At 64.1% G+C, this 14,297-nt stretch carries 12 protein-coding genes and 1 pseudogene; 5 read left to right on the top strand and 8 right to left on the bottom strand.

Annotation, left to right across the window (positions count from 1 at the left end; genetic code table 11):
• Nucleotides 1–95: 95 nt before the first annotated feature.
• Together sucD and sucC are read right to left on the bottom strand one after the other, a co-directional pair.
• The gene (gene sucD, locus ADBZ9O_RS08505; protein WP_526530211.1) at nucleotides 96–998 is read right to left on the bottom strand and encodes a succinate--CoA ligase subunit alpha; all 903 of its coding nucleotides are present in this window, start codon (nucleotides 996–998) and stop codon (nucleotides 96–98) included.
• Nucleotides 999–1,013: 15 nt separating this feature from the next.
• Nucleotides 1,014–2,177, bottom strand: a complete 1,164-nt coding sequence (gene sucC / locus ADBZ9O_RS08500) for an ADP-forming succinate--CoA ligase subunit beta (RefSeq protein WP_526530209.1) — start codon at nucleotides 2,175–2,177, stop codon at nucleotides 1,014–1,016.
• A gap of 257 nt (nucleotides 2,178–2,434) precedes the next feature.
• Here sucC and ADBZ9O_RS08495 point away from each other — a divergent pair, with 257 nt between their 5' ends.
• Both ADBZ9O_RS08495 and ADBZ9O_RS08490 read left to right on the top strand, forming a co-directional pair.
• Nucleotides 2,435–3,478, top strand: a complete 1,044-nt coding sequence (locus tag ADBZ9O_RS08495; protein ID WP_526530207.1) for a M23 family metallopeptidase — start codon at nucleotides 2,435–2,437, stop codon at nucleotides 3,476–3,478.
• 4 nt (nucleotides 3,479–3,482) lie between these two features.
• Nucleotides 3,483–4,091 carry a hypothetical protein gene (locus ADBZ9O_RS08490; RefSeq protein WP_526530205.1) on the top strand — a complete coding sequence of 203 codons (609 nt, stop codon included), beginning with the start codon at nucleotides 3,483–3,485 and terminating at the stop codon, nucleotides 4,089–4,091.
• On the opposite strand, the gene pcrA is transcribed toward ADBZ9O_RS08490, so the two are convergent.
• On the bottom strand, nucleotides 4,078–6,408 hold the full coding sequence (gene pcrA, locus ADBZ9O_RS08485) for a DNA helicase PcrA (RefSeq protein ID WP_526530203.1): 2,331 nt from the start codon (nucleotides 6,406–6,408) through the stop codon (nucleotides 4,078–4,080). The two genes, ADBZ9O_RS08490 and pcrA, sit on opposite strands and share 14 nt — an antisense overlap.
• A gap of 238 nt (nucleotides 6,409–6,646) precedes the next feature.
• On the opposite strand from pcrA, the gene ADBZ9O_RS08480 reads away from it, so the two are divergent.
• Nucleotides 6,647–6,910: a chorismate mutase gene (locus tag ADBZ9O_RS08480; protein WP_526530201.1), complete on the top strand. Its 264-nt coding sequence runs from the start codon at nucleotides 6,647–6,649 to the stop codon at nucleotides 6,908–6,910.
• 51 nt (nucleotides 6,911–6,961) lie between these two features.
• Here ADBZ9O_RS08480 and ADBZ9O_RS08475 read toward each other — a convergent pair whose 3' ends face one another.
• Nucleotides 6,962–8,410 carry an NAD-dependent succinate-semialdehyde dehydrogenase gene (locus ADBZ9O_RS08475; protein ID WP_526530199.1) on the bottom strand — a complete coding sequence of 483 codons (1,449 nt, stop codon included), beginning with the start codon at nucleotides 8,408–8,410 and terminating at the stop codon, nucleotides 6,962–6,964.
• Nucleotides 8,411–8,459: 49 nt separating this feature from the next.
• On the opposite strand from ADBZ9O_RS08475, the gene pgi reads away from it, so the two are divergent.
• Nucleotides 8,460–10,139, top strand: coding sequence for a glucose-6-phosphate isomerase (pgi, locus tag ADBZ9O_RS08470; RefSeq protein ID WP_526530197.1), 1,680 nt, complete (start codon nucleotides 8,460–8,462; stop codon nucleotides 10,137–10,139).
• 48 nt (nucleotides 10,140–10,187) lie between these two features.
• Here pgi and ADBZ9O_RS08465 read toward each other — a convergent pair whose 3' ends face one another.
• On the bottom strand, nucleotides 10,188–10,937 hold the full coding sequence (locus ADBZ9O_RS08465) for an SDR family oxidoreductase (RefSeq protein ID WP_526530195.1): 750 nt from the start codon (nucleotides 10,935–10,937) through the stop codon (nucleotides 10,188–10,190).
• Between the two features lie 36 nt (nucleotides 10,938–10,973).
• On the opposite strand from ADBZ9O_RS08465, the gene ADBZ9O_RS08460 reads away from it, so the two are divergent.
• Entirely contained in the window at nucleotides 10,974–11,543 is a 570-nt protein-coding gene (locus tag ADBZ9O_RS08460) for a chorismate mutase (RefSeq protein ID WP_526530193.1), read from the top strand.
• Between the two features lie 8 nt (nucleotides 11,544–11,551).
• Here ADBZ9O_RS08460 and ADBZ9O_RS08455 read toward each other — a convergent pair whose 3' ends face one another.
• The 3 genes and pseudogenes from ADBZ9O_RS08455 to ADBZ9O_RS08445 all read right to left on the bottom strand — a co-directional run bounded on the left by ADBZ9O_RS08455 (nucleotide 11,552) and on the right by ADBZ9O_RS08445 (nucleotide 14,068).
• Nucleotides 11,552–12,025: a zinc finger domain-containing protein gene (locus tag ADBZ9O_RS08455; protein WP_526532969.1), complete on the bottom strand. Its 474-nt coding sequence runs from the start codon at nucleotides 12,023–12,025 to the stop codon at nucleotides 11,552–11,554.
• A 201-nt stretch (nucleotides 12,026–12,226) separates the two neighbouring features.
• Nucleotides 12,227–12,424 (bottom strand): annotated as a pseudogene (locus ADBZ9O_RS08450) (DNA-formamidopyrimidine glycosylase family protein); the annotation flags it as partial.
• An 18-nt stretch (nucleotides 12,425–12,442) separates the two neighbouring features.
• Nucleotides 12,443–14,068, bottom strand: coding sequence for a GMC oxidoreductase (locus ADBZ9O_RS08445; RefSeq protein WP_526530191.1), 1,626 nt, complete (start codon nucleotides 14,066–14,068; stop codon nucleotides 12,443–12,445).
• Between the last annotated feature and the right edge of the window lie 229 nt (nucleotides 14,069–14,297).

Below are 14,297 nucleotides of genomic sequence, written 5' to 3'. Positions count from 1 at the left end.
GTGTTCCAATTCGTCCCCTTTCCCTCCCGGCGAACAGACGCAAAAGTCCCCCGACACGCTGTGGTGTGAGGGACTTCTGCGTCTGCTCGCGCTGGCTAAAGAGACTGAAGCAGCTCCCGCGCCAGTGCGGCGGTCTCGGACGGCGTCTTGCCGACCTTGACACCTGCCGCTTCAAGCGCTTCCTTCTTGCCCTGCGCGGTTCCTGCACCGTCAGACACGATGGCGCCGGCGTGGCCCATCGTCTTGCCCTCCGGCGCGGTGAAGCCCGCGACGTAGCCGACGACCGGCTTGGAGACGTTGGCCTTGACGTAGGCCGCCGCCTTCTCCTCGGCGTCGCCGCCGATTTCGCCGATCATCACGATGATCTTGGTCTCGGGATCCTTCTCGAACGCCTCGATGGCGTCGATGTGGGTGGTGCCGATGACGGGGTCGCCACCGATGCCGATGGCCGTCGAGAACCCGAGATCGCGCAGCTCGTACATCATCTGGTAGGTCAGCGTGCCCGACTTCGAGACCAGGCCGATGGGGCCCTTACCGGTGATGTTGTTCGGCGTGATGCCGACCAGCGACTCACCGGGGGTGATGATGCCGGGACAGTTCGGCCCGATGATGCGGGTCTTCTCGCCCTTGTCGACGTTATAAGCCCACGCATACGCGCTGTCCTGCACCGGGATTCCCTCGGTGATGACCACCAGCAGCGGGATCTCGGCGTCGATGGCCTCGATGATGGCGTCCTTGGAGAACGCCGGCGGCACGAAAGCGATCGACACGTCGGCGCCGGTCTCCTTCATGGCCTCGGCCACGCTGCCGAACACCGGCAGTTCGACGGCAGACCCGTCCTTGGCGGTGTGCGACACGGTCGTACCGGCCTTGCGGGCGTTGACGCCACCGACGACCTTGGTACCGGCCTTGAGCATCAGCGCGGTGTGCTTGGTGCCCTCGCCGCCGGTGATGCCCTGGACGATGACCTTGGAATCTGCGTTAAGGAAGATTGACATGAGTCATGGCCCTTTCTACTTGTTGGCCAGCTCGGCGGCCTTATCGGCGCCGGCGTCCATGGTTTCGGCCTGGACAACCAGGGGATGGTTCGCTTCGGCCAGGATGCGGCGGCCTTCTTCGACGTTGTTGCCGTCCAGACGGACGACCAGCGGCTTGTTGGCCTCGTCGCCGAGCTTCTTGAGCGCACCGACGATGCCGTTGGCGACCGCGTCACAGGACGTGATGCCGCCGAACACGTTGACGAAGACGCTCTTGACCTGCTCGTCGCCCAAGATCACGTCCAGGCCGTTGGCCATCACCTCGGCCGAGGCGCCGCCACCGATATCGAGGAAGTTGGCGGGCTTGACGCCGCCGTGCTTCTCACCGGCGTAGGCCACCACATCGAGGGTAGACATCACCAGACCAGCGCCGTTACCGATGATGCCGACGGAGCCGTCAAGTTTGACGTAGTTGAGGTCGTTCTCCTTGGCCTTGAGCTCAAGGGGATCGGTGGCGTCCTTATCCTCGAACTCCTCGTGACCGGGCTGACGGAAGTTGGCGTTCTCGTCGAGGGTGACCTTGCCGTCCAGAGCCAGGATCTGATCGTCCGGCGTACGCACCAGCGGGTTGACCTCAACCAGGGTGGCGTCCTCGCCGACGAACACCTCCCACAGTTTCTGGATGGTCACGGCGGCGGCGTCGAGCACCTCGGCAGGCAGATGGCCCTGCTCGGCGATCGAACGGGCGAATGCCAGGTCGACACCCTTGACGGCGTCGACAGGCACCTTCGCGAGGCGCTCAGGCTTGGTAGCGGCGACCTCTTCGATCTCCATACCGCCCTCGACCGAGCACATCGCCAGGTAGGTCCGGTTGGAGCGGTCGAGCAAGAAGGAGATGTAGTACTCCTCGGCGATATCGCTGGCCTCGGCGACCAGCAACTTCTTGACGACGTGGCCCTTGATGTCCAGACCAAGGATGCTCTGTGCGTGCGTGAAGGCGTCATCAGGTGTGGCTGCGTACTTGACGCCACCGGCTTTACCGCGGCCGCCGACCTTGACCTGCGCCTTCACCATGACGGGCTTGCCAATTTCCTCGGCGATCGCCTTCGCGTCCTCGGCGGTATCGGTCACCCGTCCGGGGGTCGTCGGGACGTTGTGCTTGGCGAACAACTCCTTCGCCTGATATTCGAAAAGATCCATGTGCTCACTGTCTGTCTGTCTGCATTGACGGGGGTCAGTTGGATTGAGGGAAGTCGCCCGTGGGAACTGTATCGAGGCGGGTGCGTCGCAATCGCACCGCCCACCACCGATGTGGTACAGGTCACGACGCCGATGTAGTGATACAAATCACAATCTGCGCCGGAATACGGTTACGGCTTGCCACCTTCATTGGAGTTTGGTTAACGTCTCTTGGGTCCGAGATAACGCTTTGGTCACGACTCAGGGGACATTGCAGGTTGCCGCAGCATCGATCGACTCCATCACCTGTCTCAGGGGTGTCGAAAACTGCGCGCGGCCGTTGGCAGGATCCGGAAGACGATCTGAGCCGCAACGAGATCACCGACATCATCCCGTTCAACGAGTTCGGCGACCTCGAGGATCTCGATTTCCGCGATAGCGCCTTCGACGGCGAGACTGCAGCGCACGCCCTGCTGAGGGCACCCGAACTCGACGATCTCCACGACGTCGACGACCTGACGCCATATGCGTTGATGCGCCGCACCGATATCGACTGCGTCTATGACCCCGACATCACCGACGTCATCCCGCGGGCCGGCCTCACTCCGAGGGCCCAACACCGCAAACCGGCCAACCCTGGTGCACTGAAGGGCCGTGTGCTCATCGCTGCGATGGCCGCAGGCGCCGCCGCAGCGGCAGCGCACTCCGCGATCAACCCGTCCGATACCGCCTCGGCAGAGACGGTGCTTGCCACCGGCCAGACCACGTTCAGCGATGGCGGCTCCATCAGCGGCACCTCGCAGGGAATGCAGGTGGTCGCTGCCAGTCCGGTCGCCATGGCCAGCGTCCATTCAGAAGAACTCGCCAACGGCGCCGCTTTCGCGCAGGAACGCGCCGAGCGTGAGGCCCGCTTGCAGCGCCCGTTGTTCGTCAAGCCGACGCAGGGCATTTTCACCTCGGGCTTCGGTTACCGCTGGGGCGCCCTACACGGGGGTATCGACCTCGCCAACGCCATCGGCACCCCGATTGTCGCGGTCACCGATGGTGTCGTCACCGATGTGGGCCCGACCGCCGGGTACGGCGCGTGGGTCAAGATCCGCGGCGCCGACGGCACCGTCACCCTCTACGGGCACGTCAACACGTGGTTGGTCAGTGTCGGTGAGCGCGTGATGGCGGGTGATGAGATCGCCACCATCGGTAACCGCGGTAACTCCACCGGCCCGCACTGCCACTTCGAAGTTCTGCTCAACGGGACGGATCGCATCGACCCGGTGCCGTGGCTCGCGCAGCGCGGTATCACCGTCGGCGCCTACCACCCCTGAGCCGGTGAGCGACGAGCCGTCCGGCGAGCCGACCCGCATCATTCGTCGCACCCCCACCGGACCCATCGCGACGCCTGTCCCCAGCCCGCCGATACCGGCGGCCGACGACACCAGAACCGGCATCATCCGTCGCGCACCGACCGGCGCGGTCCCCGTCAGCTCCCTCGACGAGGCTCCCACGGGACTGCTGCCCCGGGCCAAACCCGTGCAGGTGCCTGGCACTCGCCGTGGCATTGGTCCGTCCGCCAAGACCGCCATCTCCGGATGTGTGGTGGCCATTCTCAGCGGATGGGCCACCTCGGTGGTGGCCACCAATCTCGTCACGGGCTGGTGGAATACGGACCGATTGTTCTGTGCCGCAGTCGGATTCCTCGCATTGATCTTCGCGACCAGCACCACCTCCGGCGTGATACTGCTGCTACTGGGTCGCCAGCTCGGGCGTTTCCTGATCGCGGCGGGCGCGGTCGTGGCGCTGCTCGCGTTCGGCGGCGTGTTCATCGCGGGCGCGAAGATCCCGTGGATCGTCTACACGATCCCCGTTTTGCCGGTGATCAGCGCCGCCCTTGCCCTGCATCCGTCGACAAAGCGCTGGGTTGCCGCTAGAGCTTGTTGATCGGCGCGTGATTGTGCATCAGCTTCACCCGACCGGAGCTACCAAAATCGATCAGGGACATCGCCGATTCGCCCATCCCTGATACTTCCTCGACGCGGCCGAGACCGTATTTATCGTGGGTGACGCGGTCGCCTGGTTCCAGCGTCAACATCGGCCGGTTGCGGGCTCCTGCGCCCGCCCGACCCGGCGCCGGGCGCGGTGTTCCGCCGAAGCGACCCGCCCCGCTCACCGGCGCACTGAACGACGGCGCGGCATCGGTTCGCCGCCAGTTGATGAGTTCCTGCGGAATCTCCCGCAGGAACCGCGATTCGGGATTCAGCATCGGCTGACCCCACGAGGAGCGGACCTTGGCCCGGCTCAGATAGAGCCGCTGGCGCGCCCTGGTGATCCCGACGTAAGCCAGCCGGCGCTCTTCGGAAAGTTCCATCGGATCGCCGAGCGCCCGCATATGCGGGAACATGCCGTCCTCCCAGCCGGTGACGAAAACGACAGGGAATTCAAGACCTTTCGCGGTGTGCAGCGTCATCATCGTCACGACACCGTGCGTGTGCTCGGGAATTTCGTCGCTATCGGCCACTAGCGAGACCCGCTCGAGGAACTCGGCCAAGATGCCGGTCTCGGGGATGTCCTCGTCGACTGGTTCCTCATCGGCATCGGCCAGCGCGACCGCGTTCGCCCGGTCGGTACTGAATTCATGTGCAACGCTGACGAGTTCGTTCAGGTTATCGAGACGGGCGAGATCCTGTGGATCACTTGATGATTCGAGCTCTTTGCGATAGCGGGTGCGATCAAGTACCGCCTCCACCAGATCGCCGAGTTCGTTGTCGAGGCCCGCACGCAAGCCGTGCAGCAGTTCCACGAACGATGCGATCGCCTTCTCCGAGCGGGAGTTCAGCATCGCCACCTTGCCTTCGGCAGCGTCTTGTAACGCATCGTTGAAGCTGGACCCGGTGTTCTCGGCGTGTACCGCGACGCAGGCCTCGGCCCGGTCGCCGATACCGCGCCGTGGGGTGTTGAGAATGCGGCGCATACTGACGGCGTCGCCGGGGTTGTCCAGCACCCGCAGGTAGGCGACGATATCGCGGATCTCCTTGCGCTCGTAAAAGCGCACTCCCCCAACGACTTTGTACGGAATACCGGCGCGGATGAAAACTTCCTCAAGCGCGCGCGAGCTGTTGTTGGTGCGGTAGAAGATGGCGACGTCGTTATACGTGATTTCGTTCTTGTCGGCCAGCGCGTCGATCTCTTCGGCGACGAACCGGGCCTCGTCGTGTTCGTTGTCGGCGACGTAGCCGGTGATCAGCTCGCCCTCGCCGGCATCGGTCCAGAGCCGCTTCTCGCGCCGATTCGAGTTGCGGGAGATGACGGAGTTGGCCGCGGTCAGAATGTTCTGCGTGGATCGGTAATTCTGTTCCAGCAGAATCGTGGTGGCGTTGGGGTAGTCGCGCTCGAAATCCTCGATATTGCGGATCGTCGCGCCGCGGAAGGCGTAGATCGACTGATCGGCGTCACCGACGACGCAGAGCTCACCTGGCGGGATCGCGCCCTCCACCCCGTCGCTATCTGTGCCGACGAGCTCGCGGATCAGCATGTACTGGGCATGATTGGTGTCCTGGTACTCGTCGACCAGGATGTGCCGGAACCGCCGCCGGTAGTACTGCGCGATCTGCGGGAAGGCCTGCAGGACCGCTACCGTCTCGCCGATCAGGTCGTCGAAGTCCAGTGCGTTCGCCGTGCGCAATCGGCGCTGATACTCACCGAACACCGTCGCCACCGTGCGGACCAGATCGTCGGAGCCCTCGTTGAGATCGGCCACCGCCGTATCGGGGTCGATCAATTCGTTCTTGAGGTTGGAGATGGAGTTGGCCAGCAGTCGCGGCGTGTAGCGCTTGGTGTCCAGGCCCATGTCCTTGGCGATCATCAGCAGCAGCCGTCGTGAGTCGTCGGCGTCGTAGATGGAGAAGTTGGAGTTCAACCCCGGCAGCAGCGACGCCTGATTGCGCAGGATCCGCACGCACGTCGAGTGGAAGGTGGACACCCACATGGACCGCGCCCTCGGCCCCACCAGCTCGGCGACACGTTCGCGCATCTCGGCCGCGGCCTTATTCGTGAACGTGATCGCCAGGACCTGGCCGACGCCGACGTCACGGGCCGCCAGCAGGTAGGCGATCCGTCGGGTCAACACCGCGGTTTTACCGGAACCGGCGCCGGCGACGATCAGCAGCGGCGTGCCCTCGTGCAGCACGGCCTGGCGCTGCTGCGGGTTGAGACCGTCCAGTAATTCTGAAGCTTGGGAATTCATCACGTCCACACTCATGTCTGACCCAACTTACCGCCGCTCGGCGACACTTTTTGCGCTGGCGCGGCCCTTAGTGGCACACTCGATTCGTGCTGACTGAGCAGCGTCGATTTTTTTACGGGTACCGGCCAACGGTCCCCGTGGCTTAGCTGCTTCCCCAGAGCCCCGCGGTCCGCAACCGGATCCGGGGCTCCTCTCTTATCTAGAGGCTCGGAAACGCTAGCTCCGCGACCTACACACGAGAGAGACCGATCCGATGACGGTAGAAACAGAACAGATGCCTGATATCGACGACCTGCGTACCGAGATCGATCAGCTGGACGCCACCATCCTCGCCGCGGTCAAGCGGCGCACCGAGGTGTCGCAGACGATCGGCAAGGCTCGAATGGCTTCCGGCGGCACGCGACTGGTGCACAGCCGCGAGATGAAGGTTATCGAGCGCTACAGCGAGCTCGGCCCCGAGGGTAAAGACCTCGCGATGCTGCTGCTACGCCTCGGCCGCGGCCGTCTCGGTCACTAGCGATTTGGGCGCGCAAACCCGCGCTCACCGCGGGTCTACGCGCCCGAATCCCTACTTCGTCAACGCGATGTACTTCGTGTCGAGGTACTCCTCGATGCCTTCGGTGCCACCCTCGCGACCGAAGCCGGACTGTTTGACGCCGCCGAACGGTGCGGCCGGATCCGAGATCACTCCGCGGTTGACGCCAACCATGCCTGCCTCGATCGCCTCGGCGACCCGCAGCGCCCGATCCAGCCCCTGGGTGTAGATGTAGGCGGCCAAACCGTATTCGGTGTCATTGGCCGCTGCGATGCCCTCTTCCTCGGTATCGAATCCGATCACCGGAGCGACGGGCCCGAAGACCTCCTCCTTGAAGATCCGGGCATCCGCGGGGACGCTGTCCAACACGGTGGCCGGGTAGAAATGGCCGGGCCCGTCCGGTGCGACGCCGCCGACTGCGACGGTGGCGCCCTTCGACACCGCGTCGGACACCAGATCCTCGACGGTGGTGACCTGCTTGGCGTTGATCAGCGGCCCGAGCGTCGACGATTTGTCCAGCCCGTTGCCCAGGGTGAACTCGCTCATCCGCTTGACCAGCTTCTCGGTGAACTCGGCCCGCACCGCGTTCGCGACGTGGAATCGGTTCGACGCGGTGCAGGCTTCGCCGCCGTTGCGCATCTTGGCCAGGATCGCGCCGTCGACGGCGGCATCGATATCGGCGTCGTCGAACACGATGAACGGCGCGTTGCCACCCAATTCCATCGACAGCCGCAGCAGTTTGTCGCTGCTCTGCTTGGCCAGCGCCTTACCGACTCCGGTCGACCCGGTGAAGGTGAGCTTGCGCAGCCGGCCGTCGTCGATCAGGGCGGTGGTCAAGTCGCCGGGTTTGGAGGTCGGCAGAATCGACAGCACACCCTTGGGCAACCCCGCCTCGTCCATCAGCTTGGCCAGCAGCAGCATCGTCAGCGGGGTTTCCTGCGCGGGTTTGATGAGCATGGTGCAGCCCGCCGCCACCGCGGGACCGATCTTGCGGGTCGCCATGGCCAACGGGAAGTTCCACGGCGTGATCGCCAGACACGGGCCGACCGCGGATTTCGTCACGATGATGCGGCCCGTCCCCGCCGGGGCCTGGGTGTAGCGGCCGCCGATGCGGACCGCCTCCTCCGAGAACCACCGGAAGAACTCGCTGCCGTATTTCACCTCGCCCATGCTCTCGGCGAGCACCTTGCCCATCTCCAACGTCATCAGCGTGGCGAATTCCTCGGCGCGCGCGGTGATGGCCTCGAAGACCGAGCGCAGTATCTCGCCGCGGTCCCTCGGCGGGGTGGCTGCCCACTCCGCCTGCACCGCTGCGGCGGCATCAAGTGCTGCGATCCCGTCCGCAGGAGTGGCGTCGGCGATGCTGATCAGCACCTCGTCGGTGGCTGGGTTCAATACTTCGAAGGTCGCAGAACCTGGTCGTTCCTCACCACCGATCCACAGACCGGTGGGAACAGATGACAGCAGCTTGGCGGTGTCCATACATAAATTCTTTACTCCTTCGAAAGACGAGCCGCACTAGGGTCGGGGTATGTCCGCCGACACTGTTCAGATTCCTGATATTTCCCAGACCCCCGCCTGGCACGCCCTGGTTCGTCACCACGAGGAGATGGGCGAGAAACACCTGACCGAACTCTTCGCCGAGGACCCCGACCGCGGGCGCGAACTGACGCTGACGGTGGGCGATCTCTATATCGATTACAGCAAGCACCGGGTAACCCGCGAGACGTTGAAACTGCTGATCGAGCTGGCCAAGACGGCCGACCTGGAGGGCCGCCGCAACGCGATGTTCGCCGGCGAGCACATCAACACCTCCGAGGACCGGGCCGTCCTGCACACCGCGCTGCGGCTGCCCAGGGACGCCGCGCTGGTGGTCGATGGTCAAGACGTCGTCGCCGACGTGCACTCGGTGCTGGACTCGATGGGTGAGTTCACCGACCGGTTGCGCAGCGGCGAGTGGACCGGCGCTACCGGTGAGCGCATCAAAACCGTCGTCAACATCGGAATCGGTGGCTCCGATCTCGGTCCGGTGATGGTCTATGACGCACTACGCCACTACGCCGACGCCGGTATCTCCGCGCGGTTCGTCTCCAACGTCGACCCGGCTGATCTGGTCGCCAAGCTCGACGGATTAGATCCCGCCACAACGCTTTTCATTGTGGCCTCCAAGACGTTCTCGACGCTGGAGACCCTGACCAACGCCACAGCGGCGCGACGCTGGCTGATCGAAGGGCTCGGCGGCGCCGCCGGACAGGATGCGGTGTCCAAGCACTTCGTCGCCGTGTCGACCAATAAGAAACTGGTCGACGGGTTCGGGATCGACACCGACAACATGTTCGGCTTCTGGGACTGGGTCGGCGGCCGCTACTCGGTGGACTCCGCGATCGGTCTGTCGGTGATGGCGGTCATCGGCAAGGAGGCGTTCGCGGATTTCTTGTCCGGCTTCCACCTCGTCGACGAGCATTTCCGCACCGCTCCGTTGGCCGAGAATGCGCCGGCGCTACTCGGCCTGATCGGTTTGTGGTACTCCGATTTCTTCGGCGCCCAGTCCCGCGCGGTGCTGCCGTACTCCAACGATCTGTCCCGGTTCGCCGCGTACCTGCAGCAGCTGACGATGGAATCCAACGGTAAATCGGTGCGCAGGGATGGCTCGCCGGTCGCCGCCGATACGGGTGAGATCTTCTGGGGTGAACCGGGCACCAACGGCCAGCACGCCTTCTATCAATTGCTGCATCAGGGCACCCGGTTGGTGCCCGCCGATTTCATCGGCTTCTCGCAGCCGACGGACGACCTGCCCACCGCCGATGGCACCGGAAGCATGCACGACCTGCTGATGAGCAACTTCTTCGCCCAGACGCAGGTGCTGGCGTTCGGCAAAACGGCCGAAGCCATCGCCGACGAGGGCACCCCGCCAGAAGTGGTGCCGCACAAGGTGATGCCGGGTAACCGGCCGTCGACCTCGATTCTGGCGACGCGCCTGACCCCGTCGGTGGTGGGTCAGCTAGTCGCGCTCTATGAGCATCAGGTGTTCACCGAGGGCGTCGTCTGGGGTATCGACTCATTCGATCAGTGGGGAGTCGAGCTGGGCAAAACCCAGGCCAAGGCGCTACTGCCGGTCCTCATCGGCGACGAGCCCCCGGCAGCGCAGTCGGACAGCTCGACCGATGCGCTGGTGCGCCACTACCGGACTGAGAGGGGCCGGGCCAGCTAGTGATTTCGGCGCGCGAACCCGCGCTCACCGAGGGTTTGCGCGCCCGAATCACGAGAAATACCCCGTCAGCCGCGGCGGGAGTACACGCATCAGCGCCACCAACGGGACCCACGGCCAGGCGGGCACCACCGCCCGCCCGGTCTCCCGTTCGATCGCGTTGACCATCGCCTTCACCCCGGTCTCGTTATCGACCATCAATTGCGTGGTGGCGGATTTGGCGGTCATCTCCGATTCGATATAGCCGGGCTCGACGACAGTCACCTTGATGGGCCCCTTGGCGTATTCGGCACGCAGCGACTCACCCAGCGACGTCACTCCGGCTTTGCTTGCGGCGTAGGCAGCCTTGACCCCGGGCACCCCCTTGTTGCCGAGCACCGACGAGATCAGCACCAGGTGACCAGATCCGGCCGCGGTGAACATTTCCAGCGCTGTCTCGATCTGCACGAGCGCGGACACCAGATTCGTTTCCAGGGTGGCCTTATTCGCCCACAATTTGCCCGACCCCAGTCGCGCACCCTTACCGATACCGGCGTTGACGATGATGCGGTCGATACCGCCCAGTTGGTCGGCGAGCTCGGCGAACACCTTCGGCACCTGCTCGTGGTCGTTGACGTCGAGGGCCGCGATCGCCACGGTGACCTGCGGATGTTGCTGCGTGATCTCGTCTTTGAGCGCTTCGAGGTTGTCGATACGTCTGGCGCACAACGCGAGGTCACGGCCTTTGGCTGCGAAGGCCCGGGCCATCCCGGCGCCGAGGCCCGAACTCGCGCCAGTAATCAGGATTTTCTGGCGGGTCATCGCTGCAGCGTAACCAGGGCCAGCGATGATGGGTACATGACCCGGATTCGCTCCGCCAGTTTCGTCGTCGCCGCAACCCTGCTCTTCAGTGCGCTTGGCTCGCTGCCTGCCGCTCACGCCGATGATTCCAGCCCGCTGTACCCACTGGTGGACGCCGCAGCACAGCGACTGCAGACCGCAGACGCTGTCGCCGCGTACAAGTGGATCGACGGCGGACCCATCACCGATCCACCTCGGGTCAAGGTGGTGCTCGACAACGTCAGCGCCGATGCCTCGGCACACGGAGTGGACCCGCAATACGTGCAGCAGATCTTCGGCGATCAGATAAACGCCACTGAGGGCATCGAGTACGCCCGTTTCGGTCAGTGGAAGTTTGACCCAAGCTCGGCGCCGAGCACCGCCCCCGACCTGTCGGAGTCCCGCACCGCCATCGACGGGTTCAACAAGACGATGGTCAAAGAAATTGCCCTGCATCAAGATTCACTGCGTGGGCCGTCCTGCTGGGCCGATCTGGCCGACGCAACCTCAGCGGTCGTCGCGGAACGCCACTTCGACGGTCTGTACCAGCAGGCGCTCGGGTTTGCCACCCACTCCTACTGCAGTTAGCGCGGAATCTACTTGAGCAGCTTGCTCATTCGCCGATCTGCCAGCAATTTGCCGCCGGTCTGACAGGTAGGGCAATACTGGAAAGATTTGTCGACGAACGACACCTCGCGCACCGTGTCCCCGCAGACCGGGCACGGCAGGCCGGTTCGCGCGTGCACCCGGAGACCGGATCGTTTCTCTCCCTTGAGCATCGCGGCCCCCTGGCCGACAGACCTGGCGACGGCGTCGGTCAGCACCGAGATCATCGCATCGTGCAAGGCCGACAGTTGGGCGTCGGTGAGCTTGCCCGCCGTCGCAAAGGGCGACAGTTTCGCGACGTGCAGAATTTCGTCGCTGTAGGCGTTGCCGATACCGGCGATCACCTTCTGGTCGGTGATCACCGTCTTGATTCGGCCGCCTTGGCCCCCAAGTACCGCCGCGAATTCGTCGCGGTCAAGCGCCAGCGCGTCGGGCCCCAGCGCGGCGATCTGCGGCACCTTCATCGGGTCGTCGACCAGCCACACCGCCAGCCGCTTTTGCGTGCCCGCCTCGGTCAGGTCGAATCCCGGCGCCGCATCAGGGGTGGCGGGGTCCTTGAGGTGCACCCGCAGCGCGATCGGCCCCTTGCCTGGTTTCAGCGGCGCGGGTGCCAGCTTGTCCGACCACCGCAACCAGCCGGCCCGCGACAGATGGGTGATCAGGTGTAACTCCCCCACCTGCAACCCCAGGTACTTGGCCCACCGGTTGGCCCCGGTGACCGTCTGGCCGGCCAGTGCCGATACCGGCGGATCGAACGTCTTGAGCACCGATAGCGAGGCGACGTCGACACGCCCCACGATGAGCCCAACGGCATGCCGGCGCAGATGATCGGCGAGCGCTTCGACCTCGGGGAGTTCAGGCATGCCTCCAGTCTGCCCGCGTCACCTGCGTCCTTGCAGAATTCCTTCGATATTGCGTTCGGCGAGCGCGGTGATGGACATGAACGGGTTGCAGCCGATGAAGCCGGGGATCAACGATGCATCGTTGACAAACAGATTGTCGTAGCCGTTGACCCGTCCGTAGCCGTCGGTCGCCTCTCCACGGACGCAGCCGCCGAGCGGGTGAACGGTGTTGGGGGCGAACACTTTTCCTTCGAAGATGTCATCGCGGTAGTCCACGCCGTTGGCTCCGGTGATTCTGTCGAAGACGCTCTGCGCCCGCGCCTGCACGTGATCGGTGTTGTCCTGTGGCCATGTGACGGCGACCGAGTCGGACTTCGGGTCATACGCGATATCGGCGCGATCACCGGTTTTCACCATGACGTAGTAGCCGAGCGCGAATGTCTCGACCGGTAGCGGGATCGAGAAGACGCTGGCATAGACCGGGTTATCGGGGTCGCCTCGGCCGTCGATGTTGATCATGCCCATCAGGGACTGCTCGGTACCCGCCGGGTCGTTGGCATCGAGCCGATGCGCGACCATGACGTCCCCGTTGTTGCCGTACCCGCGACCGATCTCCTCGCCGAGGTCAGCCAGTGCACCGCTATCGCGGGCCCGTAGCAGAATTTCGGTGGTGCCGAGTACCCCGGCACTGAGATGCAGCTGTCGGCAACCTATTTCGCTGCGCGCTACCTCCTTGCCCCACCGGTCGATTTCACGGACGGAGACGACGTACTCACCGGAACGCTCCCGCCGGATTCCGGTCACCTCGGTCAGGGTGCGCAGGCTGACGTTTCCGGTGGCCAATGCGGCGGCGATGTAGGTCTGATCAACACTGCCGAAGCGGCCGTAGTTGTTTCCGTACTGCTGCTCAAAGTCCAGTGCCGAACGCGGAACCTGGCCCGCCTCTTCCTGTTTCATGTAGTCGAACGAGTATGCGCTGCCGTTGTAATCGACGGTGTAACCGGCCGCGTCGGCATATTTGCGGCCCACCCGCGCGTACTGAAAGTACGGTGTCTGCTCGAACCAGTCCATATCGCGGTAGTTGATCCGCAACATGTTCTTGGCACGTTCGATGTAGGTGCCGAGGAACTGGTTGACATCGATATCGGGGAAGGCCTCGCGAACCTGGCCCTGCGTTGGGATTGCTGCGATGGCCGCGTTGACCAACGACCCGCCGCCCACCCCGATTCCGCGAAATATTTGATGCGCGCCGTGGGTGGACTTCTCGCAGATGCCCGCCTGTATCGGCTGAGGTGACGGCGCGTGTTTGGCCACCTCGTCGATCGAGATGCCCTGATAGGACGACACCAGACTGGGCGGCACGTCGGAGAACCAACCCGCCCTGGTGTCGGCGGGCAGCATTCTGGAGAATCTCTTCCCGTCGGCGTCGGGGGTGTTCCAGAATCTGCCCTTCTCCACGATGAGGGTCTGCACACCGGCTTGAGCAAGCCGCAGAGCAGAGACCCCACCGCCGTAGCCGCTGCCGACGACGATGGCGTCATAGTGCGGGCGCCCATCGAGTGGACTGCCGTGACGAGTCACCAGGTCGATGATCCCCGCGCCGGCCGCGCCGGCCGCCACCCCGGCCGCAACGCCGAGAAAACGCCTCCGCGACAGCGACGCCATCGCACCTCCTCGACCAACACCACACCCACGACGCGCAAAACGTCCGCTCGTGCAGATTAGGCGAACTTGTAATAATTAACTACTAAATTAACCGATCGGCAATATTTAGAGCCCCGACACGCTGCCTTGACCTCGATCGGAGTCCCTCAACACCGCATACTGATCCACTCAGGTTTAGATTCATCGATCGTACCAACTTGTCATATCGTTTGCGATATCAAGTTCAGCA

This window comes from Mycobacterium sp. (assembly GCF_965229105.1).
In the GTDB taxonomy this organism is placed as follows: Bacteria; Actinomycetota; Actinomycetes; order Mycobacteriales; family Mycobacteriaceae; genus Mycobacterium.
The sequence above is the reverse complement of the archived record's forward strand: the minus strand, read 5'-3'. Positions and strand labels throughout refer to the sequence as shown.